The 23,349-nt window shown below is 46.2% G+C and carries 19 protein-coding genes and 2 pseudogenes; 9 read left to right on the plus strand and 12 right to left on the minus strand.

Going from position 1 to position 23,349, the window contains the following annotated elements; translation table 11 throughout:
- Positions 1–145: 145 nt before the first annotated feature.
- The 3 genes and pseudogenes from MC7420_RS26360 to MC7420_RS40490 form a co-directional block, all read right to left on the minus strand.
- Entirely contained in the window at positions 146–1,261 is a 1,116-nt protein-coding gene (locus tag MC7420_RS26360; RefSeq protein ID WP_232231789.1) for an N-acetylmuramoyl-L-alanine amidase-like domain-containing protein, read from the minus strand.
- A 17-nt stretch (positions 1,262–1,278) separates the two neighbouring features.
- Positions 1,279–1,392: pseudogene (locus MC7420_RS40485) on the minus strand (RRXRR domain-containing protein); the annotation flags it as partial.
- Between the two features lie 161 nt (positions 1,393–1,553).
- Positions 1,554–1,733, minus strand: coding sequence for a hypothetical protein (locus tag MC7420_RS40490; protein WP_157453341.1), 180 nt, complete (start codon positions 1,731–1,733; stop codon positions 1,554–1,556).
- Between the two features lie 159 nt (positions 1,734–1,892).
- On the opposite strand from MC7420_RS40490, the gene tpiA reads away from it, so the two are divergent.
- From tpiA to MC7420_RS26375, 3 genes are all read left to right on the plus strand, one after another.
- Complete coding sequence (tpiA, locus tag MC7420_RS26365) at positions 1,893–2,618, plus strand: triose-phosphate isomerase (protein WP_071777259.1); 726 nt, start codon at positions 1,893–1,895, stop codon at positions 2,616–2,618.
- A 128-nt stretch (positions 2,619–2,746) separates the two neighbouring features.
- Positions 2,747–3,595 (plus strand): dihydropteroate synthase, encoded by an 849-nt coding sequence (folP, locus tag MC7420_RS26370; protein WP_006104282.1) that lies wholly within the window; start codon positions 2,747–2,749, stop codon positions 3,593–3,595.
- 869 nt (positions 3,596–4,464) lie between these two features.
- Positions 4,465–4,875, plus strand: coding sequence for a hypothetical protein (locus MC7420_RS26375; protein WP_044209847.1), 411 nt, complete (start codon positions 4,465–4,467; stop codon positions 4,873–4,875).
- An 85-nt stretch (positions 4,876–4,960) separates the two neighbouring features.
- Here the strand turns inward: MC7420_RS26375 and MC7420_RS26380 are convergent, their stop codons facing one another.
- Together MC7420_RS26380 and MC7420_RS26385 are read right to left on the minus strand one after the other, a co-directional pair.
- Positions 4,961–6,073, minus strand: coding sequence for a tetratricopeptide repeat protein (locus MC7420_RS26380; RefSeq protein WP_006104228.1), 1,113 nt, complete (start codon positions 6,071–6,073; stop codon positions 4,961–4,963).
- A 182-nt stretch (positions 6,074–6,255) separates the two neighbouring features.
- Positions 6,256–7,143 carry an RsmE family RNA methyltransferase gene (locus MC7420_RS26385; RefSeq protein WP_006104314.1) on the minus strand — a complete coding sequence of 296 codons (888 nt, stop codon included), beginning with the start codon at positions 7,141–7,143 and terminating at the stop codon, positions 6,256–6,258.
- Between the two features lie 35 nt (positions 7,144–7,178).
- Between MC7420_RS26385 and MC7420_RS26390 the strand changes: the two genes are divergently transcribed.
- Complete coding sequence (locus MC7420_RS26390) at positions 7,179–7,436, plus strand: DUF72 domain-containing protein (protein WP_083799184.1); 258 nt, start codon at positions 7,179–7,181, stop codon at positions 7,434–7,436.
- A gap of 57 nt (positions 7,437–7,493) precedes the next feature.
- Here MC7420_RS26390 and MC7420_RS26395 read toward each other — a convergent pair whose 3' ends face one another.
- The 4 genes and pseudogenes from MC7420_RS26395 to MC7420_RS40495 form a co-directional block, all read right to left on the minus strand.
- Positions 7,494–9,779 carry an amylo-alpha-1,6-glucosidase gene (locus MC7420_RS26395; protein WP_006104233.1) on the minus strand — a complete coding sequence of 762 codons (2,286 nt, stop codon included), beginning with the start codon at positions 9,777–9,779 and terminating at the stop codon, positions 7,494–7,496.
- 162 nt (positions 9,780–9,941) lie between these two features.
- A pseudogene (locus tag MC7420_RS42910) lies at positions 9,942–10,219 on the minus strand (zinc ribbon domain-containing protein); the annotation flags it as partial.
- Positions 10,220–10,407: 188 nt separating this feature from the next.
- A complete protein-coding gene (locus tag MC7420_RS26400; protein ID WP_044209900.1) occupies positions 10,408–11,487 on the minus strand; it encodes a glycosyltransferase family 4 protein in 1,080 nt (359 codons plus the stop codon).
- Between the two features lie 159 nt (positions 11,488–11,646).
- Positions 11,647–11,859 (minus strand): hypothetical protein, encoded by a 213-nt coding sequence (locus MC7420_RS40495; protein WP_006104227.1) that lies wholly within the window; start codon positions 11,857–11,859, stop codon positions 11,647–11,649.
- A 203-nt stretch (positions 11,860–12,062) separates the two neighbouring features.
- On the opposite strand from MC7420_RS40495, the gene MC7420_RS43525 reads away from it, so the two are divergent.
- Complete coding sequence (locus tag MC7420_RS43525) at positions 12,063–16,082, plus strand: S8 family serine peptidase (RefSeq protein WP_052307556.1); 4,020 nt, start codon at positions 12,063–12,065, stop codon at positions 16,080–16,082.
- Positions 16,083–16,313: 231 nt separating this feature from the next.
- Here the strand turns inward: MC7420_RS43525 and MC7420_RS26410 are convergent, their stop codons facing one another.
- Positions 16,314–17,864, minus strand: a complete 1,551-nt coding sequence (locus tag MC7420_RS26410; RefSeq protein WP_006104239.1) for a DUF1565 domain-containing protein — start codon at positions 17,862–17,864, stop codon at positions 16,314–16,316.
- A gap of 182 nt (positions 17,865–18,046) precedes the next feature.
- On the opposite strand from MC7420_RS26410, the gene MC7420_RS26415 reads away from it, so the two are divergent.
- The 3 genes from MC7420_RS26415 (at position 18,047) to MC7420_RS26425 (ending at position 20,650) form a co-directional block, all read left to right on the plus strand.
- Entirely contained in the window at positions 18,047–19,126 is a 1,080-nt protein-coding gene (locus MC7420_RS26415) for a thiamine phosphate synthase (RefSeq protein ID WP_006104291.1), read from the plus strand.
- On the plus strand, positions 19,123–19,344 hold the full coding sequence (gene thiS, locus MC7420_RS26420; RefSeq protein WP_006104261.1) for a sulfur carrier protein ThiS: 222 nt from the start codon (positions 19,123–19,125) through the stop codon (positions 19,342–19,344). The genes MC7420_RS26415 and thiS overlap by 4 nt, the downstream gene beginning before the upstream one ends.
- Before the next feature lie 355 nt (positions 19,345–19,699).
- A complete protein-coding gene (locus tag MC7420_RS26425) occupies positions 19,700–20,650 on the plus strand; it encodes a DUF1517 domain-containing protein (RefSeq protein ID WP_006104319.1) in 951 nt (316 codons plus the stop codon).
- A gap of 218 nt (positions 20,651–20,868) precedes the next feature.
- Here the strand turns inward: MC7420_RS26425 and MC7420_RS26430 are convergent, their stop codons facing one another.
- Both MC7420_RS26430 and MC7420_RS26435 read right to left on the minus strand, forming a co-directional pair.
- Entirely contained in the window at positions 20,869–21,111 is a 243-nt protein-coding gene (locus MC7420_RS26430) for a hypothetical protein (RefSeq protein WP_006104225.1), read from the minus strand.
- A 5-nt stretch (positions 21,112–21,116) separates the two neighbouring features.
- Complete coding sequence (locus tag MC7420_RS26435; protein ID WP_198016569.1) at positions 21,117–21,713, minus strand: TetR/AcrR family transcriptional regulator; 597 nt, start codon at positions 21,711–21,713, stop codon at positions 21,117–21,119.
- A 318-nt stretch (positions 21,714–22,031) separates the two neighbouring features.
- Here MC7420_RS26435 and MC7420_RS26440 point away from each other — a divergent pair, with 318 nt between their 5' ends.
- A complete protein-coding gene (locus MC7420_RS26440; protein ID WP_006104257.1) occupies positions 22,032–23,255 on the plus strand; it encodes an NAD(P)/FAD-dependent oxidoreductase in 1,224 nt (407 codons plus the stop codon).
- Positions 23,256–23,349 lie beyond the last annotated feature (94 nt).

Below are 23,349 nucleotides of genomic sequence, written 5' to 3' on the forward strand. Positions count from 1 at the left end.
GCTGTTCGGCATTTAAATCTTAACCTTAACAATGGCGAAATGCTTGTAGTGCGTTTAGCGAAGCCATGCCGCAGGCTTTACATCTTGTTCGCTACTAATACCCAATTTAAATGCATGACAGCTTACCAGGGAGAGGTCAACGCACTCACTCACTAACGCCAATCGGACGAACGACTAAAATACCGATCGCGTTCTTGATCTTGCCTACATACTGCTGTAAATCTTGGGAAATCGTCACCTCTCCAGCGGGTGAGGCATGAATCAAACGAATTCTACCATCTGGCTGGCGATCAATGAATCCGGTATGGGTGACATCTAATCCTGCAATAGTTGTAGCAATGCCAATAATATCTCCAGATTGTAGCTGATCATAGCTGTGGTGAATCTTAGCGGTGGGAATATAGTTTAAGGGAACAGCATTAAGCTGATCTTCCATCTCTAAAATACACTGGTAATTTGCCTGATTATTAACCAGTTGGGGATAACGCTGTCGATGGGTACTCATAAAATTAAGCCGCTTATTTAAGGGGATTCCTCCCAGCGCCTGGGTAATATTTTCTACGGTTCCCCGTTTCTCGTTGTCATCAATCCAAGCGGAGAAATAATGCAAACGGCTACAATAACCATTGAGTTGACCATTCTGATAACGCTGATCGCGAAGATGATTAACAAAGGTGGGATAGGAATAATCCTGTTGCGCTAGAGTTCGTGCGATCGCGAGTACCGTTTCCACAAATAGCACACAGTCAAATGCCTGAAGCGTTACCACCAAGGTTTCGTTTGGCGATTGGTCTAATAAGCCTGCCTTATAGGGTGTCCCCACAAATCGGTGTGCGATCGCCTGTATAGTATCCGTCATCGGTTGCTCATGCAGGTGCTGGGCAATTGCCCAGTCCATGATCTGCTGGAACTGTTCCCTCTCGTCTGATACAGGATTCATCGATGCTGAGACGGTAACATTTGAAGTATCGGTCAGTAACGTCTGGGAAGGGGGGAAAATCAAAGCCTCTTTTCTGGTAAGAGAGAGGTGTTCTACATCCGGTGACAAGTCAGAATAATCTATCAGTTCCTCGTCCTCTGTTTCCCAGACGTAGCAAGGGGCTTCTGTACAGACTTCCCCTCCTCTAGAAGCATCCTCAGCACGATTTGCCGCTTCAGAAACTGGAATAGAATTATAGTTCTGAGCTTGAAAGGCAAGATCTGACGTAAAACCGCCAGAAATTGCCAATCCCACAAAAGCCCAGCCAAACATTGTTCTCATCAAAAACCTCGTGAGACTAGTTGTTTGACTACTCGTAACTCCAACTGCCTGTTGGCTCGAATAGAGGGAGGTAGTCTACCCTGTTTACGGTTATTGAATCTTCTCTTTGATAGAACTGGTACTCGTAGCATGGAGATAATCCTCACGAGTGAAAGTGTTTAGTCCCTTCCCGCCATCTCGGTTAAGATGTCTTGTCTTACAACAGCCCGACAAAAGGCTTTAGATTTGATCCGGACTAGGGAAGTATCCGGGTGTCTGTGCCAAACCGAGACTCAATGCGGTATTCAACGGTTTAAATTGCCGTTTGTCCGGCAATCCCCAACCTCAACGAAGTCGGTTGGGGTTGTTGAATATTCCTCCTACTTCTCCAGCTTAGAAGGGCGGGTTTAGTCAAGTTATCGGTAAAATCCGTCCCTACCCCCCTCCAGACGCGCCTGCTCATAGTTTGCCACAGCTTGTAGAGACGCGCCATGGCGCGTCTCTACAAGCCATGGCGCGATCGCTAGACCATTGATGCAGTAGGAGTTAGGCAAGGATTGTCGCCCTAAAACAGCTAACTTGAGTCTGTCAATTGCGCCTCAAGGCTATAAACTGAAGGATGCATCAAGATTGAGACGATTTTATTTAAGCTGTGCGAAAAATAGTAATTGCCGGTAACTGGAAAATGTTCAAAACTCAAAGGGAGTCCTCTGAGTTTTTGCAAGAATTTATGCCCAAGCTGGAGCAAACGCCCCCAGAGCGGGAAGTTGTTCTGTGTGTTCCCTTTACAGACTTGGGAGTAATGTCCAAAAATCTGCACAATAGCCGGGTGCAGCTCGGGGCGCAGAATATCCACTGGGCAGATGAAGGCGCTTTCACCGGGGAAATTTCGGGTCCGATGTTGACCGAACTCGGTTTACGTTATGTGGTTGTCGGTCACAGTGAGCGACGTCAGTACTTTGGTGAAACGGACAAAACCGTGAACCAGCGCCTCCTCGCCGCCCAGCGTCACGGGTTAATTCCGATTCTTTGTGTTGGTGAAACAAAGCAACAACGGGATGCTGGAGAAGCGGAATCTCACATCAGCCAGCAACTTGTAGAAGGCTTGGTGGATGTGGATCAGCAGCAACTGGTGATCGCGTATGAACCGATCTGGGCAATTGGCACAGGGGATACCTGTGAAGCTACAGAAGCCAATCGGATCATGGGTTTGATTCGCTCTCAACTGAAAGTTGCGGATGTGCCAATTCAATACGGGGGTTCGGTCAAGCCGGCGAATATTGATCAGATTATGGCGCAACCTGAAATTGATGGGGTGCTAGTTGGCGGAGCCAGTCTTGATCCTGGGGGGTTTGCCCGAATTGTCAATTATCAGTAGTTCATTGTTGATGGTTCATTGTTGATGGTTGATAGTTCATGGGTCGTTTGTTGAAAAAAATCGATAGATGACGTAGCTTGCTTCTTTTCGGGAAGCGAGTATGACATAAGACGAATGACAAAGGACAAATGACGAATGACAAAGGACAACTAACCATCCGAGAACGTTCTTTCTGTTGGGGAGAACGTACCTACCTCATGGGCGTTTTAAATGTGACGCCGGATAGTTTTAGTGATGGGGGGGAGTTTAATACCCCAGCAGCAGCTTTGGCACAAGCTCAACGGCTGGTCGAGGCGGGTGTGGATATTCTGGACATCGGCGGACAATCAACCCGACCGGGGGCTGAGGAGATTTCGGAAGCCGCAGAACTCCAGCGTGTACTCCCTGTGGTCAAGGCGGTACGTTCCTCGCTGTCTGTTCCGATCTCGGTGGATACCACGAGAGCCTCTGTCGCGAAAGCAGCGGTGGCGGTGGGGGCGGATATTGTCAATGATATTTCTGGTGGCACGTTTGACCCGGATATGTTTCCTGTGGTTGCCCAATTGGGTGTGCCAATCATTTTGATGCATATCCGGGGAACCCCCCAAACTATGCAAAAGCTGACCGATTATCATGACCTCATCGGCGAAATATACGAGTTTCTAGAGGGTCAAATTCAGGTGGCTATCAACGCGGGAATTGTGCGATCGCGCTTGATCATTGATCCGGGGATTGGGTTCGCCAAAACCGCTGAGCAAAATATACAACTCCTGCGACAACTTGCTGCTTTTTGTTCCCTCGGTGTGCCTATTTTAGTCGGCGTGTCTCGCAAACGTTTTATCGGTCACATTCTTAACCAACCTGACCCCAAGCAACGAGTCTGGGGAACGGCGGCGGCTTGCTGTGCGGCGATTGCGGCAGGATCTGATATTCTCCGGGTTCACGATGTTTCTGCAATGTATGATGTCTGTCGGGTAGCCGATGCCATTTGGCGGTAGTAGACAATGCGACTCAGTTAAGAAAACCTGGAGAAGCCATAGGATGCTTCGCTTTTATTGCATGGAAGGGGGAGAATTCAAAACCTCTCCAAATAAAAAAATATATTCCGCTTCCCTCTCCTTGTAGGAGAGGCGTCGGGAGAGGTTCGGAGAGAGGTTTGGAGAGAGGTTCGGAGAGAAGACCAAAAGTAAGGGAGAAGCTGGGGAAGAAAAAATTAAATTAGAGCTTATCCGACGAGTATCGGGGTAGTCGAGTATTTGTTCTCGTCTGATTGTGAATTTTTGTAAATAAATTTAGCGAAACCTTGCAATAATTGCTCTAAAAACTCATAATTCTAATCTGACGGCGATGTGATGTATAGAGCAGCGTTATCCCGGAAGAATCGGGATCAGCTTATGCCTTATCGATTGCTGTCAAGTCATCAAAAGCCGTATTTGAGTTAGCGAAAAAGTACCATCAAACGGTAAACTAAAAATAGTTATTGACCTCTCTACTGGAGTTTGGATGATCAATTGAAGCTAGGTGGAACAAGGGCGTTAAGTCAAAATGATAGAAGACGATATAACGTTCGTCTATCTAAAAAAGCCTGAATAAAAAGCCTTTGAATTACGAGGCAAATCAGACCCTTCAATTGCCAGACAAGTCAATTCCCATCGAGTAGCCATAAGACCCAAAAAGTCTTAGCTGCTTATGAGTCTAAGCTAAGTGGTTGGAATCGTTCAGCCCAAAGCCAAAAAGCTAACAAAACTGATTTAGGTAGCATTTTGCCTGTACAATCAGAAATGGCAGACGTTGACATCGTTTGTTTTCATCTATCTTTCTTTGGCAAATTTGTTAAGTTTTCTCTAAGAGACAGGAGTATCGCTAAATGTTCGGTTTTTTAAAATCTAAAGACAAATCGTCAGAAGCTCCGAAAAGCAAAAAAAGTAAAGACTACTTTTTGGAACTAGACGATGTGGGGGCGGTTAAATCGGAACCGGAAGCAAAGAAACCGGAACCCGCTAAAGCAACCAAAGCTCCAGAAGCAGAAGCGAAAAAGCCAGCAGCGAAGAAGCCAGCAGCGAAAGCGGCTAAAGCACCAGCAGCAAAACCGCAAAAAGCTGCACCCCAAGCGACGCCAGCAGCGGCTAGCAATGGCAAAGCCGAGCCTCAACCGGGAGTCACCTTTGCACCAAACAACTTATTGCCACTCAAAACCAATAGTAGTCGGCGGCGTCCAGGTCCTTCTATGAATAATTTCCTAGAGATGGCACGTCAGGTGCAACCTCCTCGCTCATAAGGTGTCGATGTAGAGACGCGCCATGGCGCGTCTCTACAATTGTTCCCTATTCCCTCCCCTCACCACAAAACTGATTCAGCAGACCCTAATTATTTTTCAGAAAAACCAGTCCACTGTATAGTTCAAAAGCAGAATCCCATAGGCTTTCTTGACGTCGAAACAAGTCAATGTGAGCGGGTAAACGAGTCAGCATTTCTTTGTAATCGAGAGCCGTTTCAGCAAAATTGGTGAAATCTGACCAAACTGGAGTTTGAGAAAGTTGGCGGTTGAGAAAATCCCGCAGGTTATTCCAGTTGATTCGATTAGTTGTCTGGCTTAGGGGAGACGGGGATTTTCCCTGAGTTGGGTGATTTTTTGGCTGGGGGAATAACTCAATTCCCTGCTGAAATTGATAATCGCGATCGCATAAACGCAGGATAGTTTTTCTCGTCAGTAAATGCAAGTCGCAAAACTGGGCGTAGTCTTGGGTTTGAGTCTTACGCTGTAATTTACCACGAGCGTCAACATCCACCACTTGTTCAAAAATAGGTAAGCGTCCCTCTACCCGTTGACTCACTTCTGACCACTGAAAGGGGAGAGAACCTAGTTGACCTTGATCATTTTCGCAGACAACGGTGGCTTCCTGAGAACTAACTTGGGAAAAATAATGAACCCTAAACACATTGAGGGATTGAATCTCCGCCAAAATTGCCCAAAAACAAGGAACTGAACCCTGCTTGAGGGATGACGCATAAAATTTTAATTCGCCAATGGGTCCAACTCGATACAACCGCCATCCCCGCGTCGGGAGTTGTAGGCGGGCGGTATAGGGATCGATTTGCATAATCTTTGCCAAGGTTTGGGCGGCTGTGGGTTTGGCTTCGAGTTCAATGGGTTCTAGGACTAAAATACCAAATTGAGTATTTTCCGGGTCAGCCGTGGCTTGAGCTAAGGCTTGGCGGCGTTTTTCTTGTTCCATGGCTTCTAAACGCCCCAATCCCTGACGCGCTTGGGTCATAACTTTAGGATGCGTTGTATTTTTAAGTAACTTGCGGTAAGCCGTTTCTGCGGCGTCTAGCTTACCTGTGGCTTCGTGTAAACGTCCGATATAGAGTCGCACCCACGGGTTATTAGGATCTTCCTTGGCTAATTGTTTGAGTAACCGAGCCGCTGTGCGGTAGTCTTTTTGTTTAAAGGCATTAATAACTTGGTCAAGCATAATTTAGTCTTATGTCTTATGTCTTATGTCTTAAGCTGTCATGCATTTAAATTGGGAATGGGTAGCGAGCAAGATGCAAAGCCTGCGGCATGGCTTCGCTTAACGCACTACAGGGATTTCGCTATTACTGATATTAAGGTTTAAATGCCGAGCAGCTTATGTCTTATGTCTTATGTCAAAAATTATCGCTTTGGTGTTTCTAAACTAGCAGCAATTAACGAAAGAGCCATAAGCGGGGCGGTAACAGCGCGTAAAATTCTATGTCCGAGGGAAACAGGTTGAAATCCAGCCGCGATCGCTTGTTCGATTTCTTGGGGTGTCCAGCCGCCTTCGGGTCCTGTTGCAATGGCGATAATAGAGCGTTTTGACCCTTCGCTGCGTTCATCTGGAACCGGGTTTTGAATGTAGGGGCGGGTTTCACTATTATCGTTTGTTGTCACCCTAATGGTGCTAAACCCGCCCTCATCTCCCTTATCTTGCCCATCTCCAGGATCAATAACCTCTAACTTAGGTAAGCAATTTAACAGATGAGGAACGTTACCCCGTGCGACACAAATATAGCAGTGGGTGGTGGAGTCGATAGCTTGTTTAATCGCTGAGGTAAAGTCCAAGGGATCAATAATTGTGGGTACAATCTGACGTTCCGATTGTTCAGCGGCTTCTTGGGCGATACGTCGCCAGCGTTCCAGTTTACGGGGACTGGGATTGAGAATTGTGCGATCGCTCTTAATTGGTATGATATCGGTTACACCGAGTTCGGTTGCAGCGGAGATAATATCCTCAAATCCACTCCCCTTGGGCATCGCAGCGATTAGGGTAATTGCACAAGGTAATTCGGTTTGGATGGGGATCGATTCAATAATTGTCGCTTGGGTTAGGTTCGCCATTAACTCACTCAACCACCAGTTTCCCTCTCCATCCATGGCAATAAAGCGATCGCCTTCAGTCAGTCGCAAGACTCGCACCAGATAATGCTGTTGGCTTTCGGTGAGGAGAATCTGTTGGTTTTGTCGTTGCGTGGGTGAGATGACTAACCGTTGCAGGTTCATGGTTGATTGTTGATGGTTCATTGTTCATAGTAGATGTAGCCAAAGAAACAGGAACCATGAATTTTTTACTGGGTTGTGCAGTTTGGGCGTATAAGGGTTGGATTGGTGAGTTTTATCCGCCGAAGAGTCCAGCAGGGGAATTGCTGCATCTGTATAGTCAACGGTTGAGAACCGTTGAAGGGAATACCACATTTTACGCGATTCCCAGTTCAGAAACGATCGCGCAGTGGAAATCCCAGATGTCACCGGGTTTTCAGTTTTGTCCTAAATTGCCGCGATCGCTCACTCATAATGGAGTCTTGAAACCCAATTAGGAGTCGGACGAGTAGAGACGCGCCATGGCGCGTCTCTACAATAGTTCTCCCTGGCTATCAAGCTTCAATGACAACTCGTAAATTGCCGCGTTTCCGCATAACTCGACAGGCAGTTGCTCCACTAGAGCGCTCAAATTCTAAATCTAATACAGTTTGCCCAATTTTTAGGTTTTGCAGTGACAAATACTGGACGGATTCAGGGAGGGTGGGATGAATAATTCGCAGATAATTACTGGGCGTATCGGGTACTAAATTAACCATCACCTGTAGGAGTTGAAAAATCGTTCCTGTTGCCCAGGCTTGCGGCGAACACGCCACAGGATATCGCACGGGTGTGCTATTGGGGGTGCGTTCATAGCCACAGAAGAGTTCGGGTGGACGATAATAGGGTTGTTGGGTGGTCATGTCGATAATACCTTGAGCCACTTCCAACGCCTGATCCACTAATCCTAGCGATCGCAATCCGGCAATAATCATCCCATTATCGTGATGCCATACTGATCCGAGGTGATAGCCCATGGGATTATACGCCGGAGATAAGCTACTCAAGGTGCGAATTCCCCAGCCACTAAACATATCCGGCGCTTGCAATCGTTCGGCGACATTGTGTGCCTTGTCTTTTGATAAAATATCTACTCCTAGACAATGCCCCGGATTAGAGGTGATACTATCCACAGGCTTGCCCTTACCATCCAACGCCAAGGCACAATAACCGCGATCGGGGAGCCAAAAGTCGCGATTGAAGCGGGTTTTCAAGTCTTGGGCTTCCTCATACCAACGATTTGCCACATCTAACTGCTTTTTGCTACGAGCAAGCTGGCTTAAGCGCATCTTCGCCGCATAAACATACCCTTGCACTTCCGCCAGAGTAATCGCCCCTTCCGCTAACTTCCCTTTGGTATCAACGATACAGTCTCCTGAGTCTTTCCATCCCTGATTCCGGAGTCCCCCCTTGGACTTGCATTCATAGCTAATATAGCCCGTCTGCTGACAACGGCGATCAATCCAATCCATCGCCGCTAAAGCATTATCCCACAACCGATCCAACAGTTCCTGATCATACGTCCAAGCATAATAATCCCCATAGAGCATCAACCACAATGGCGTAGCATCAACCGTACCATAGTAAGGTCTGTGGGGGAGTTCGCCACAACGAGCCATTTCACCCAGGCGCAACTCGTGCAGAATCTTACCCGGTTCTTCTTCCCGCCACTTGTCCTCAACCTTACCCTGATAATCAGCCAGGGTAATCAAGGTTTGGCGAGCAATCCCCGGATCGAGAATCAGCGTTTGGTATGCAGCAATCAAAGAATCCCGTCCAAATAACGTAGAAAACCAAGGAATCCCAGCACAGAGAATCTTACCCTTGCCAAAGGTTTGACCTAAAAGATAGATATCCTGTTCAGCGCGTTCAATAATCTGGTTTAAGGCTCGATTATCCGTGCGAATCCGAGTCACACCCTCTCGCCAATCGCTCTCCTCCATCGCCTCCGCCGCGATCGCTTGTTTTAGAGTTGTCGGCGCTTTCACCACAGAAGCTGGACTATTGTCAACAAAGGGCTGTAAGCGATACCCAAATTTCTGGGTTTCGTGAGAATTCAATTCCAACCGCCAAATTGCCGTATATCCCCTAAATTCATCAGGCTGACGGTGATAAAACTGAATTCGAGACTCCATCAACACCTGATCCAATCCCTGATAGGCTAAGGTGAGTTCGCCCGTTGCCTCAACCAAAGACTGCACATCTGGGTTTAAGGCATTGTCCCCTGGAGGTATAACCCGTCGCATTAGCGTCCCCACCTGCTGACGCACATAACCGCGAATTTGGAATAAATCCGCAAAATCGGCATCAAAACTTAAACTTAGGTCAAAGCTAACGGGTTGGGTGCTGTAGTTGGTAATCTTCAGGTCTTCAAATAGTCCACCCTGTAGTACAATGTCGCGTTGAATGCCGATCGTTTCCGCCTGAATACGCCCCTTAACATAAGGATTCGCACAGAGAACCGAAAGGGCAAAACCTTGTCCGGCTGTACTGCTAAGTAAAATCGGAGAGAGTCCCTCAATTTGTAACTCTAGGCGACTGAGAAATCGAGTATCTTGACAAAATAAGCCTAAGCTTTTGTCAGATTTATCATCAAGACATCCAGCAATATTGCCGAGGGGATCGGTAATTAAAAATAGATCATTATCTTTGAGCGTCAATGTAGATTGCAGTCGTTTTTTTGTGGTGCCTTGCCACTCTGGAATCGGCACTTGTTCAGCCGGCGCAAAGGTTCTACCGTTGAGTTCAACGATATTCAGATCCGTTCCAGTTTTTTGGTTGAGGGTATTTGTATCAGACATCGTTCATAGTTCCTCCATTTCTCGTTCCCAGGCGAAAGCCCCTTCTGCCTATCTTCCAGGCTCTGTCTCCCCTATTCCCCAACAAGGGCGGGTTTTGTTGCTCAGCTATCAGTTGCAAACTCTCGTGAACTACCCACACTTCTCTGACGAGTAAGTGTGGGCTTATAGTTTCACAGCCCGTTGCCCTTTCACATTACGGTTATCCGGTCTTACACAGGCTCCACTAGCAGGAACACTAGCAGGAACGGGGTTCCCTCCGTTCATAGCGAGTATCCGAATACCTTCTGCTCTGATGTTCGATGATGCATTATCGTCACAGTCATGATGAGTGCCACAGGAGGGGCAATCCCACTCTCTGATATCTAGCGGCAATTTGTCAATTTACAATATGAACATTTTTTAGAACTTGGGAAAAATCTGTCAATTTCTATCAACTTACCTTCGGATGACGCGGCTTATCGACAACATTCTGACCCATGGAAAGCAAAGCCAGGGGTTGTCTATTAACGGTTTGGTTCATGATTCACCTCATTCAATTTTATCTGATGTCTTATGTCGGGTGCAGAAGGTTTAACGTATGTCTTGAAACCTTCTGCCTTCTGCCTTCTGCCTTCTGCCTTCTATAAACTTAGCTGGCTAGAAGCGTGGGGACATGCAGATGACCATTGCGAGCAAACCATTCTGCTAAAACTTGGTTGTAGACGGCTTCATATCCATTAACCATGCGTTTCACCGCGAAGTTGGTTTCAACATGTTCCCGACAGGCGTGTCGATTCAGTTGGGGTATTTTCGCGATCGCATCCACGCACTCCTCAATTGTATCACAAAGGAACCCTGTCTTTCCGTGAACGATAATTTCTGGGGCTGATCCTAACGCCATAGCAATCACCGGAGTGCCAGATGCCATAGATTCAATCATCACCAGTCCAAAGGGTTCACGCCAGGTAATCGGGAATAGCGTCGCCACTGCACCTCCCATCAATTCATTTTTCTTTTCGTGATTGGCTTCACCCCAAAACTCAATTTGTTTACCATCAATTAAAGGTTCCACTTCCGCCTCAAAAAAGGCTCGATCTTTGGGATCAACCTTACCCGCTATTTTCAAATGGCATCCGGAACGCTTGGCAATTTCAATCGCTAACCTGGGTCCTTTTTCCGGGGATATGCGCCCAACAAACGCCAGATAGGGTGGCTGTTTGGGCTGAGAGTAAAATTTAAAGCGTTCGGGTGCGATCGCGTTATAAACCGTTGCCACATAATTCAGTCCCAACTCAGGGCGCTGCTGGGCATTGGAAATACTGACAAAATGTTGCTGACGATGCTTGGTAAAAATCTGCTCAACTAATGGCGAAAATGTACCATGAACTGTATGCACAACTGGCGTTTTTGTCAAGTTCGTGTATGGAAGCGCTGGGTAATCCACATGAGCATGAATCACATCAAACTCATTGGCTCGTTCAAAGACTTTGCTCAACTGCATTTGTTCATAAACGGCGTATTCTTGATGGGTTACGTCGAGAGAACGCAGGGCTTTTTCACATCCGGGTTCCAGTTTTGCCAGTGTCTCTGAATCACCGGATGCAAACAAGGTTACCTCATGACCCCGACGGACAAGTTCATCAGTGAGTAAACTCATCACTAATTCCGTACCACCATAAGCTGGGGGAGGTAAACGCTCCCACAACGGTGCGATTTGAGCAATCCGCATTTTAAAAATTTCCATTAAATTCCCATTTAAAGTGAGATGGAATGAAGAAACGTTAGTAATTTAGGGTTAATTAACGTGGCGCTGGTTTCAACAAGCGTGATCTTCGGATTCGCGACCTTCTTTGTTAAGGTGTATAGAACAAACTATACTCAGGGGGAGCTAGTTTTGCCAATTCGTGAACTCTACCCCTGATTGGTAGGGAAAACCGTATAGCCGTTTGCGCGTAGCGCTATATTCCGCGTCTGAATCTGCCCAACTTATTGAGTAAGACTGAGCCGAAAACTGCATAAGTCCCTTCCAGTCAGAAATATAGCCGATTGGAAACAGACAGTCTAAATCATTCAAGTTTCCCAACCCAAGGTTGCTAAACATACCCGGTGACTCAACCCGGTACGATTTTAGGCTGGAATTATTACAGCGTTTTCCGACTCGATGTAATCCGCCTACATAAGATTAAACAAAGGCTGTTTCGTGTTTACTGGACTACACCGTGTTAAGAAGTGCTGTAGATTTCATCTCTTCGATATAACGACATATAAACACCAGAAAAGCCAATTCTATTGCAGGTTAAGGCGATGCAAACTAACGATTTACGTCCAGAACTTAATGTCGCATCATTCAATCTGAACAGTCTTGTTGAAGGCACAGATTATCTATCGGATCAAGTTGTTGTTAAGTTCAAATCAGGGATTGAGTCAAGTCAGATTCAAACCTTACAAGGAAATATGCAAGCTTCGATACTCGAATCAACGAATATGTTAGGGACACAGCTTTGGCAACTTGATGGGTTAAGTGTTGCCCAAGCGATTTCTACTTACAGTAATCATCCCCTGATTGAATACATTGAACCTAACTATACGATTAGTCTGAATACCACAATTCCCAATGATTCAGAGTTTAACCAACTTTGGGGATTAAATAATACCGGACAAACGGGTGGTACTTCAGACGCCGATATTGACGCTCTAGAAGCCTGGGATCGTGCGACAGGAAATAATGTAGTCGTTGGCATCATTGATACTGGGGTGGATTATACTCACCCAGAACGGATTAACAATATGTGGACAAATCCCGGAGAAATTTTCGGCGATGGGATTGACAATGATGGCAATGGTTATATTGATGATTACTATGGCTGGGACTTTGCCAATAATGATAGTGATCCCTGGGATGATGAAGGACATGGAACTCATGTCGCTGGCACAATTGCCGCTGAAGGAAATAATAATAGTGGCGTAATTGGTGTGGCTCCCGATGCTCAAATTATGGCATTAAAATTCCTAAATTCTTCGGGTTCCGGCACAACCTTTAACGCAATTCAGGCAATAGAATATGCTACAATGATGGGAGCCAATCTCACCAATAATAGTTGGGGCGGGGGTGGCTACTCTCAAGGATTATACGACGCGATCGCGGCAGCAGGTCAAGCCGGACAGTTATTTATTGCGGCGGCGGGTAATGGTGGCTTTGATGGGATTGGCGATAATAACGATATCACTCCCCATTATCCCTCTAACTATGACCTCGATAACATTATCTCCGTCGCGGCTACGGATCATAATGATAATTTGGCATCCTTCTCCAATTATGGCGTCACCTCTGTTGATTTAGGCGCACCTGGGGTCAATATTTACAGCACGATTCCTGGGGGAGGATATGCTAGTTATAATGGAACGTCTATGGCAACACCTCACGTCTCTGGGGTGGCGGCTTTAATTTGGTCACAAAATCCCGAATTAAGTGCTTCGGAGGTTAAAGATCAGATTTTAAGCACTGTTGATCCGATTTCATCATTGCAAGGAAATACGGTAACGGGTGGACGATTAAATGCCAATAATGCCTTGAATCCAACGACACCACCACCTTCTCCTTTAGGAGAGATTCATGGAAGTAAGTGGAATGATATTGATGGCGATGGAATTTGGGATGCGAATGAGCCAGGTTTAAGTGGTTGGACGATTTACTTAGATCAGAATCAAAATAGTCAATTGGATGCGGGGGAAGTTTCCACCATTACGGATATTAACGGGAATTATTCGTTCACCGAATTAACGGCTGATACTTACACCGTAGCTGAGGTATTATTACCTGGTTGGCAACAAACCCTTCCGGGTTCAGAACCATCATTTAACTTGGTAGCAGGTACAGGAAGTGGTGGAACCAATGAATTCAGCTTAGTTGAATTGCAAACTGATCCAGTGGCGGAAATTTTGATCGGTTCTGCCAGTTATAACCCTGGTTTAGACATTGATCCAACCAGTGGGCTGCTTTATGGTGCTAGTTCTTCATTACGGCTTATTGATCAAACAGATGGTTCTTACACTAACATTGGCACAATTCATAGTGCTAATGAAAGTTCCATCTTGATGAGAAGTATTGCCTTTTCACCCAATGGAACGTTGTATGGAAATGCCACAAGCACTAATATGCTTTACACTATCGATCCAGCAACTGCTTTTGCTACCCCAGTAGGTACAATTGCTAATACTACGTGGGGAATTGATTTTGCTCCCGATGGCACCCTTTACGGTGCATCGAATAACCTGGTGGAAATTGACCCAGCAACGGGAGATATTCTTTCAACTGTCGGTTCGTTAGGAACAACCGTTGTCGATATTGATTTTGCCCCAGATGGTTCTATCTATGGCGTTCACTACAGCAACAGCAATCTTTATCAAATTAACCCATCCGACGCTTCAACAACTCAGATTGGTACGTATGATTCTTCAACTTGGGGTGTTGCTTCCATACCATCAAACAGTAACCTTGTCCCCGGAACTTACACAGTTAACCTGAATCCTGAAGAAATTGTTACCAATATTAACTTTGGTAACCAACAAATCGAGGATTTATCGCCCCAACTCAATTTCAGTTTTGAAACCGGAGATTTTACCGATTGGAATAGTATTGGAGATGCGACAATCCAAACCGATACTATCGGCAGTACACCAACTGATGGTACATTCCAAGCCTTAATCACTAATGGTCAGGGTTCAGTGAGCGATAGTAATTTGGAAACCTTCCTAGGATTAAATACGGGTGACTTAGACAATCTGGGTAACGGGGATGCGATAGAAGGTTCTGCCCTGCAACTCACACCGATTACCGTTAAAGCGGGAGATATTTTAAGCTTTGATTGGAATTTTATCACCAATGAGCAAACGCCCAGCAGCTATAACGATTTTGGCTTTGTTTCTATCAGTTCCACCCTGTTATCCGAACTGGCAGATACTAACCAGCAATTTAATCGGTTTACAGGTTCTTTTGGCAAGCAGACTAATTATGGTACATTCGATTATCAATTCACCCAAAATGGAACCTATACCATTGGCTTAGGATTAGTCGATGCAGATGATTCTAGTGTTGATTCGGGACTTCTGGTCGATCATTTCCAAATCACCCCTGATCCTTTATTCAACTTTGGCTTTGAAAACGGTGATTTTACCAACTGGACAACGATTGGTAACACAACTATTGAAACGGATTCAATTGGGAGTAATCCCACAGACGGCGATTACCAAGCCTTCATTACTAATAGCGTCGGTTCGGTGAGTGATGCTGAGATGGAAACCTTCTTTGGTTTAACGGCTGGTGCATTAGATAATCTGGGTAACGGTGATATCATCGAAGGTTCTGGCTTACAGTTTCAACCGATAAAAGTTCAGGCGGGAGATAGTATTAGCTTTGACTGGAATTTCATCACCAATGAAGAAAATCAAAGTAGTTTCAGTGATTTTGGCTTCGTTTCCATTACATCGGGTGTCTTATCTGAACTAGCGGATACGAGTAGTGACTTTAATCGTTTCACAGGTTCCTTTGGTTCTCAAACAGGTTATGGCACATTTACCTATCAGTTTACGGAATCGGGTATCTTTACCATTGGCGTAGGTTTAATGGATGCGGGGGATAGTTATGTGGATTCTGGGTTACTCATTGATAACTTCTCCTTCACACCGAATAGTGGTACAAATCTAGGATTATCAATTCCCAATGGAACTGTTGAAGCGGTTACACCAGAGTATACGATTCAAGGAACGCCAGACAACGACAAATTAGTCAGTTCTAATCAACAGGATGAATTCATCTTCGCGGATGCTGGCAATGATACCGTTATTGGCAGTTTAGGTGATGATGTCATTTATGGTGCAGAGGGTGATGATATCCTACGGGGTGACTTGAATAAGGGTTGCTTAAATTGTGCGATCGCGGGTGATGATATCCTCTATGGTGGCGCAGGAAATGACCGACTATATGGAAAAGGCGGTAATGACCAACTTTTCGGCGAAGATGGCAACGACAAAATCTGGGGTAATGATGGTGATGATTTACTCTGGGGTGGTTTAGGAAACGATCAATTAATTGGGGGTCAAGGTAACGATACCTTTGTCTTAGCGGTTAGTGAAGGAATAGACAAAATTCGCGATTTCCACATCAATGAAGATGTCTTAGGGTTGTCCGGTGAACTCACGTTTGGGGAGTTGTCGATTTCTCAACAGGGTAAGAATACCTGGATTGATTTTAATCAGGACACCTTAGCGATTTTAACTGATGTGAATGCGAATACCTTGACGGCTGATGCTTTTGCTCTTATCTAATCGATACTTTTGAATCAAGGCTGGTTTCAGTTATCAGTAACCGTAGGGGCGCACCAATGTGCGCCCTTTGCTGATGTGCGCCTAAAAAACCCAAGGGAATCCCAACAATTTGAATCCGGGCGGGTTTGGTTGTTCAGGTTGTGATATCATGTTCGGTCAAACACCCCTAATAAAAACGCCTGAAACCCCTGTTATTACAGCATTGCAATTATGGGTAATCGTACAGGAATTCTAGTCCTGAAGTGTTTCTATGGTCACGGTTAATCCTTGCTCCTGCAGCAAATTCTGAATTTCTTGGGCATTCTCGCGACTACTAAATAATCCCACTTGCATCATTAATTTCCCATTATAAGATGTACGAAATGCCCCAGGAATCAGCGATCGCACTAAGGTTTGCTGATCGTCAGTTGCGGCGGCGACTAATACCCGATAACGCCCTTCCGGTGCGGTTTCTGGGGGCGGTTCCTGGGGGGTGGCGGATGGGTTGTTGCTACTGAGTACAGGAATAGAATCTCGGCTGGGTAACTCTTGTGCATTAACCGTGTCTTGCATCTCGGCTTCAGGTGTCGAGGTGGCTGGTGTGGATGTATCCGGTATCGCCGTCTCGGTTGGCGAGGGAACCGAAATATCAATGATCCGGGGAACGGTTGCGGCTGGTGTCGTTGGGTTAGTTTGGTTCGGTTGAGACTGGAGACTGGAGGGAACCGGAAAAGACGCAGCGGAAATGGGAGAGGTTGAGGAAGATGCGCCTGTCTGATCTCCGGCGGCGGGTTGAGTCTCAGTTGATTCTGAGGGATTCGCCACTGATAGGGAGATGTTTCTCCAGTCTGAGGGAAACGTGGTGGGAAGTGTTTCTAACTCGGAGATAGTCGTTTCTAGTTCAATGATGGGGGAAACACTTTCGGGAGTCGGGGAAGGATTCGCGGTAGTTTCAACAGGTTCAGATACCGATTCGGTTTCGGGAATACTCGTATTCGTGGGGGATTCAACCGAGTTTGAAGGACTGTTGCGATCTGCGCTTTGCAGGGGTGCTTCGCGATCGCGACTTAATTCCAAAGTAGCGTTTTCCCGGTCAATAAACACATTTTCCCGCACATCTGCCTGTAATGTCCCCGCCACGAGAATACCATCACCACCATTGTTATAAAAGTAATTGCTGCGAATGGTTGGCGCACTATTTCCCTTAATCACAATTCCGGCGCTGGTATTTTCCATAAATGTATTATCCACGACTACCGGGGAACTGGATTCAATCCATAACCCATAGCCTTGAGGATTCGGATTAGTAATCGTCACCCCCGTTACCGTGGCGGGGTTTGCTGCCAGAATGGTAATATTCTGCTGAGATGCGGTGGGACTCTCAAACATGCCCCCCCCTTGAATGATAATATTCTCCCCTCTGGTGCGGGGATTTCCTTGCAACGTGACGCCATCGGGCAAAATTAAAGGAAAGGTTTCACCGGTTTGGGAACTATAGATACCAGGCGTTAATCGAATCACCGTATTCGGTTGCGCGACTTGTAAGGCTTTGGCAATAGTTTTGAACGGAGAATCCATATTACCATCACCATTAATATCATCCCCAGTTATGGGGTTGACCAACAACACTTGGGTGTCTTGCTGATTTTGGACAACAAGTCGCTGGGGATTCGGTGTTAACTGGGCTACAGCTTCCAGAGGAGTCAGGGTGATACAGCTAAGAGAAACCACAGCGATCGCGCCTATCCTAAACCGGATTGGGCGTAGGTGGTGGAACCATTGAATTGGGTAAGGCTTAACCATCTCCTGCGGTATGAATCTGAAGCTATGTTTTGAGTGTACTGTACTCAGTTGCCCTAGAATAACGAATCGGCAACCGTTCGACAATTATTAAAATTTTCCACAGTTATGAATCATTCCAGATTCAGTCAACCCTTTAAAGCCATCATCCTGTTAGGATAAGAAATCATGTGGAGCAGTTCGCGATGAGCGGGTACAACGGTTGGATAGGTCAAGAACCAGCAGTTTGCCGAATATTAGATGCGAATTTAGACCGAGCCAGAGAAGGCTTACGGATTATCGAAGAGTGGTGTCGCTTTGGTCTAAATAGCGTGCAGATGGCGAGTGAATGCAAACAGATGCGCCAAGAACTTGCTCGTTGGCATAGTCGAGAGATTCGCGCCGAACGGGATACGCCCGGTGATTTGGGGACGGAACTCTCTCATCCCCAGGAAGAACAACGCGCCAATATCCAACAGGTTTTGCAAGCCAATCTATGTCGGGTTCAGGAAGCCTTACGGGTACTAGAAGAATATGGTAAGCTTCATAGTCCCAATATGGGAACCGCTTGCAAGCAAATGCGCTATCGGGTCTATACCCTGGAGAGTCAGTTGCTCATCTACCACCGTTATCAACGGCTGAAGCGATCGCAGCTTTATTTAGTGACCTCATCCTCAGACCAACTCTTGCCCACGGTAGAAGCGGCGCTACAAGGGGGACTGACGTTAGTTCAGTATCGGGAAAAGGGGGCTGATGATTTAGTCAAACTCGCTCAAGCCCAGAAACTGCGCCAGATGTGCCACCATTACGGGGCATTATTGATTATGAACGATCGCGTGGATTTAGCTCTGGCAATTGATGCCGATGGCGTTCATTTAGGACAGCAGGATTTGCCCATCGCTGTCGCCCGAAAACTCCTGGGACCTCATCGAATTATTGGGCGCTCTACCACAAATCCTGAGGAAATGCAACAGGCAATCAGCGAAGGAGCCGATTATATTGGCGTCGGACCCGTCTATGAAACCCCAACCAAAGTTGGCAAAGCGGCAGCGGGGTTAGACTATGTGCAGTATGCAGCACAACAAGCATCAGTTCCCTGGTTTGCGATCGGTGGCATTGATCCGAATAATATTCATGAGGTCTTAGGGGCGGGAGCGAAACGAGTCGCGATCGTGCGGGCGATCATGCAAGCGGAACAACCGACATTGGTGACTCAGTATTTTCTCTCTCAACTTACCAAAGAACAACATCTGCGTCGTATTGAAGCGGGTATTCCTCAATCATGACCAACAGTAGCGAGCAAATTACTTTACAAGTGAATGGTGAATCCCGTACCTGTGCGGCTGACACCAAATTGCCTCAGCTTTTAGAACAGCTTGACCTAAATCCGCGCTTAGTGGCGGTTGAGTACAATGGCGAGATTCTTCACCGCCAGTTTTGGTCAGAGACTCAGATGAAGGATGGGGATCAGTTGGAAGTTGTGACGATTGTTGGTGGCGGGTAGGGGAGATGGGGAAGCTGGGGGAGCTGGGGGAGCTGGGGAAGCAGAGGGAGCAGAGGGAGCAATGTAGAGACGTGCCATGGCGCGTCTGGGAGCTGGGGGAGTTGGGGGAGATGAGGAAGTTAACTCAAAATTCTACCTTACCTGTTCCCTGTTCCCTGTTCCTTGACAAATGACAAATCGGTAATCTCCACTTTTGGGATGTTTCAGCTCATGAAGGGGAGCGGTACAGTAAAAGTGTAGTCAGTAATACCCATCCGGCTTGAGGTGAGTTGTCTGCCTTCGTTCAGATTAAGGTGTTTGTGGCTAATGTCAGCCATGGAAAACTCACTGAAGTTGGAATAGTCCTAAATAACGTATGCGTAACCATCTTTGTTCAAAGATCAAACCTTTTTTAAAGTCTCTGCTTGTTGTTGGTCTCATTTTTACCTTAGTCCTGGGAAATGCCAGTGACGCTTTAGCCGCTCGTAGTGGTGGGAGAATTGGTGGCGGTTCCTTCCGCGCCCCAAGTCGTACCTATTCTCGCCCTGGTGGGGGGTATCGCTCTCCCGGTGGCGGTTATGGATATGGTGGCGGCGGAATTGGTTTTCCCTTCCTCTTACCCTTCTTCGGCTTCGGTGGCGTGGGGAGTCTGTTCGGAATTCTGATCTTTTTTGCGATCGCGAATTTCTTGGTGCAGTCTTTCCGGCGTTTGGGTGAAGGAGGCGGAAATGATGTCCCGAACACGATCAATCCCAAGGTTTCCGTGGGACGCTTGCAAGTGGGTTTACTTGCCAGTGCGCGTGAGCTTCAGTATGAACTTGACAAGTTAGCTCAACAAGCGAATACTGATTCCCCTCAAGGACGAGCGCAAGTGCTGCAAGAGTCTACTTTAGCCTTACTCCGCCATCCCGAATACTGGGTGTATGGTGCAACCCAATCCCAGCAGATTGCTTTAGACGCCGCCGAAGCTCGGTTTAATCAGCTTTCACTAGCCGAACGTAGTAAATTTGCCGAAGAAACCCTATCGAATTATCAGGGTCAACTTCGCCAAGAGACTGCTAAAGCGGCTGAAGGGGATGGAGCCTTGGTTGAATCTCAAGATCCGGGTGAATACATTATTGTTACCCTTTTAGTGGGTGTGCAAGGGAAGCTGGAATTACCCACCATTAATAGTTCCGATGACTTGCGTCAAGCCTTGCGTCAGATGGGTGGTGTATCGAGCGATCGCTTATTGGCAATTGAAGTCCTCTGGACACCCCAAGCCGAAGGCGATACGTTAACCTCAGATGATGTATTAGCCGAATATCCCGATCTGAAACTGGTTTAACTCACATCTTGCACCTTGCACCTTGTCTCGCTCCTAAGACAATAGTGAGCGAGACGCTCCTGATTTTGTAGGGTGTCCAAAAAGCCCACCGGATTTTCAACCGCGATCGCACGCCAAAGATGTAGGGGCGGGTTTAGGGACAATTGTAGGGGCGGGTTTAGGGACAATTGTAGGGGCGGGTTTAGGGACAATTGTAGGGGCGGGTTTAGGGACTAAATTCAGATATTCACCGATAACGGAACAACAAAACCCGCCCTCTCCACCGATAACGGAACAACAAAACCCGCCCTCTCCACCGATAACGGAACAACAAAACCCGCCCTCTCCACCGATAACGGAACAACAAAACCCGCCCTCTCCACCGATAACGGAACAACAAAACCCGCCCTCTCCACCGATAAATGAAAAACAAAACCCGCCCTAATCTCAACCGCTAAATTTGACCTTATCCCGGAAACCATTCGTCTCAGGGCGGTGATAAAATTTGAACCGCCGAGTTCGATAAAACCAAGTCAACTAACTGGTCAATTAAACGGTCTTGTTCGATTGACAAAATTGACTTTCCTTGCATAACCTCTTGAAAAAGTACCAAGGAAGACATAGAACTCAAAAAAATATAAGCCGTCAACTCCGGATCACGAATGTGCCAGTCTGGATGGGATTCAAAATACTGCTTCAGACTATGACGTTCTTCCCCAATAACCTGACGGATAAACAATTGTGCTAAGTTTGGAAAATGATGTGATTCGGCAATCAATAAACGTAGAAACGCCGCGTACTCTGGATTATTCAGTTTCGCTAGAAATGCCTCTGCAAATCTTCGTAACCCTACGGCTGGCTTATCCGACAGGTTAAAATTAAAATCAGGCTGAAACTGCTCACAGATGAACTGTTCCACCAATTCAATAAACAATCCTTCTTTCGATTGAAAATGATTGTAAATGGTATGCTTAGATACGTCTGCTTCAGCGGCGATCTGATCCATACTGGTTTCCCTATAGCCATGCTGGATGAAAAGTTGCATAGCGGCTTGGGCAATTTGCTCGCGTTTAGATGGTTTCATAAATAATTCTGGAATGGTTAATTTGCTCCTCAGTTGCATTTCGCAGTCCAAACGTCTCTCTCCTGCTTAAGAGAAGGAGAGAGTATGTTAGTCATTCAGGACGGAGTAATGTTGCAACTGATAATCGAGGATGTAACCTGTCTTCATCCCCGATTTCCAATCCTCTTTAAGCGTAGTAACAGACGGACAAGGTAAAGGAGCAGGACGGAAAGGAAGCAAGTTTTCCATTTACCCTGTGCAAAAAAAATTTAACGGTTACTACTAAACGGGCAACCTGGTATGAGAGACTGGAATCATGACACCCTTTACTAATATAGTATGCGAAAATTCGATGTTGTCGTAGTCGGTGCAGGTCCAGCTGGGGGACAATGTGCAAGGTGGTTAGCGAAATCCGGTTATCAGGTTTTGTTGGTCGAGCAGCATGAAACCTTTGAGAAAAATAATTTTTCCAGTGCGGCTACGCCATTAGAAACCTTAGAAAAATTTGACTTACCGGAGGATGTTGTCGGTAGTTTTTGGCATAATTTGGTGATTGTCACCACCAATTTAACCCGAAATTGGGATGCTCCGCAAACCTTAGGCGCTGTCTTAAATTTCGCCAAGTTGAAACAATTTCTGGCTGATGAAGTTAAATCTTGTGGCGGCGAGGTTTGGCTGGGATGTCGATATGTGAGATATGTCCAAACAGACGGTGAGACGCGGGTTGAACTGAAGCCGCGAGGGAGGGAACCAATTACTGTTAAAACCCAGGTGCTAGTCGATGCTACAGGACCCGCTAGAGCGGTTATGTATCCTAAGGAAAGCGAGAAACCTGCGTTTTTCAAGCCCTCTGGGATTGAATATTTAATTGAAGTCTCAGATAATGATTATGATAAATATGCCCATTCCCTCTGGTTTTTCTTAGGACATAAATGGATGCCAAAAGGCTATTCTTGGATATTTCCCATGGAGAAGCCTCGGTTAAAGGTAGGCGCAGCATCGTATCGATTGGATCATAAAATTATTAAGCATACGGAATCGATTCGATATTATATTGATTTACTGATTCACGAGCATATACGAGCCAAAGACTATAGGATAATCGATACTCATGGGTCAACGCTGCACTATTCCAGTGGACTGAGGGATATTTACTATCGCGATAATATTATTGCCATTGGAGATGCCGTATCCATGGTAAACCTTTTGGGCGGTGAAGGAATTCGCCATGCCATGCATTGTGCCGAAATCGCGGGCAAGCATATTCAGCAGTATTTAAAGGGTCAATCAGCCAGTTTTCAGGAGTATCAAAAAGAACTTTATCAGAAATTCTACCGAACTTGGAATTTATCTGAAAAAATTTGCAAGCAACGTTATTTAATCGAAAGCGACGAAAAAATTGATGAAGGTGTATCTTACCTGACGCCTCTCGACACTCAAGAGATGATGGATATTGTGTTTTACTATAAATTTAATAAACTGTCCAAGAGTTTAATCGTTTACCTGATCCGAAAAATTCGCTCCTGGTGGAAAGCAAAATATGTGATGAAGTATAAATCATGACTGATGAGGTGGAGTCACTGAAGGGATGTATCCAACGTCACCAAAGACAAAGGACAAAGGACAAATGACAAAGGACGAATGACAAATAACCAAA

The organism is Coleofasciculus chthonoplastes PCC 7420, assembly GCF_000155555.1.
GTDB lineage: Bacteria > Cyanobacteriota > Cyanobacteriia > Cyanobacteriales > Coleofasciculaceae > Coleofasciculus > Coleofasciculus chthonoplastes_A.

Coding starts and splice junctions, on each gene's coding strand:
- MC7420_RS40490 (WP_157453341.1), bottom strand. CDS start 1,733: ATGGCGCGTCTCTACAAGCTGTGGCAAACTATGAGCAGGCGCGTCTGG.
- MC7420_RS26425 (WP_006104319.1), top strand. CDS start 19,700: ATGCGTAACCATCTTTGTTCAAAGATCAAACCTTTTTTAAAGTCTCTG.
- MC7420_RS26415 (WP_006104291.1), top strand. CDS start 18,047: ATGAGCGGGTACAACGGTTGGATAGGTCAAGAACCAGCAGTTTGCCGA.
- MC7420_RS26375 (WP_044209847.1), top strand. CDS start 4,465: ATGTTCGGTTTTTTAAAATCTAAAGACAAATCGTCAGAAGCTCCGAAA.
- MC7420_RS26395 (WP_006104233.1), bottom strand. CDS start 9,779: ATGTCTGATACAAATACCCTCAACCAAAAAACTGGAACGGATCTGAAT.
- MC7420_RS26360 (WP_232231789.1), bottom strand. CDS start 1,261: ATGAGAACAATGTTTGGCTGGGCTTTTGTGGGATTGGCAATTTCTGGC.
- MC7420_RS26380 (WP_006104228.1), bottom strand. CDS start 6,073: ATGCTTGACCAAGTTATTAATGCCTTTAAACAAAAAGACTACCGCACA.
- MC7420_RS26385 (WP_006104314.1), bottom strand. CDS start 7,143: ATGAACCATCAACAATCAACCATGAACCTGCAACGGTTAGTCATCTCA.
- MC7420_RS26430 (WP_006104225.1), bottom strand. CDS start 21,111: ATGGTTTCCGGGATAAGGTCAAATTTAGCGGTTGAGATTAGGGCGGGT.
- MC7420_RS40495 (WP_006104227.1), bottom strand. CDS start 11,859: ATGTTTAGCAACCTTGGGTTGGGAAACTTGAATGATTTAGACTGTCTG.
- folP (WP_006104282.1), top strand. CDS start 2,747: ATGACGAATGACAAAGGACAACTAACCATCCGAGAACGTTCTTTCTGT.
- MC7420_RS43525 (WP_052307556.1), top strand. CDS start 12,063: ATGCAAACTAACGATTTACGTCCAGAACTTAATGTCGCATCATTCAAT.
- MC7420_RS26435 (WP_198016569.1), bottom strand. CDS start 21,713: ATGAAACCATCTAAACGCGAGCAAATTGCCCAAGCCGCTATGCAACTT.
- thiS (WP_006104261.1), top strand. CDS start 19,123: ATGACCAACAGTAGCGAGCAAATTACTTTACAAGTGAATGGTGAATCC.
- MC7420_RS26410 (WP_006104239.1), bottom strand. CDS start 17,864: ATGGTTAAGCCTTACCCAATTCAATGGTTCCACCACCTACGCCCAATC.
- MC7420_RS26440 (WP_006104257.1), top strand. CDS start 22,032: ATGCGAAAATTCGATGTTGTCGTAGTCGGTGCAGGTCCAGCTGGGGGA.
- MC7420_RS26400 (WP_044209900.1), bottom strand. CDS start 11,487: ATGCGGATTGCTCAAATCGCACCGTTGTGGGAGCGTTTACCTCCCCCA.
- MC7420_RS26390 (WP_083799184.1), top strand. CDS start 7,179: ATGAATTTTTTACTGGGTTGTGCAGTTTGGGCGTATAAGGGTTGGATT.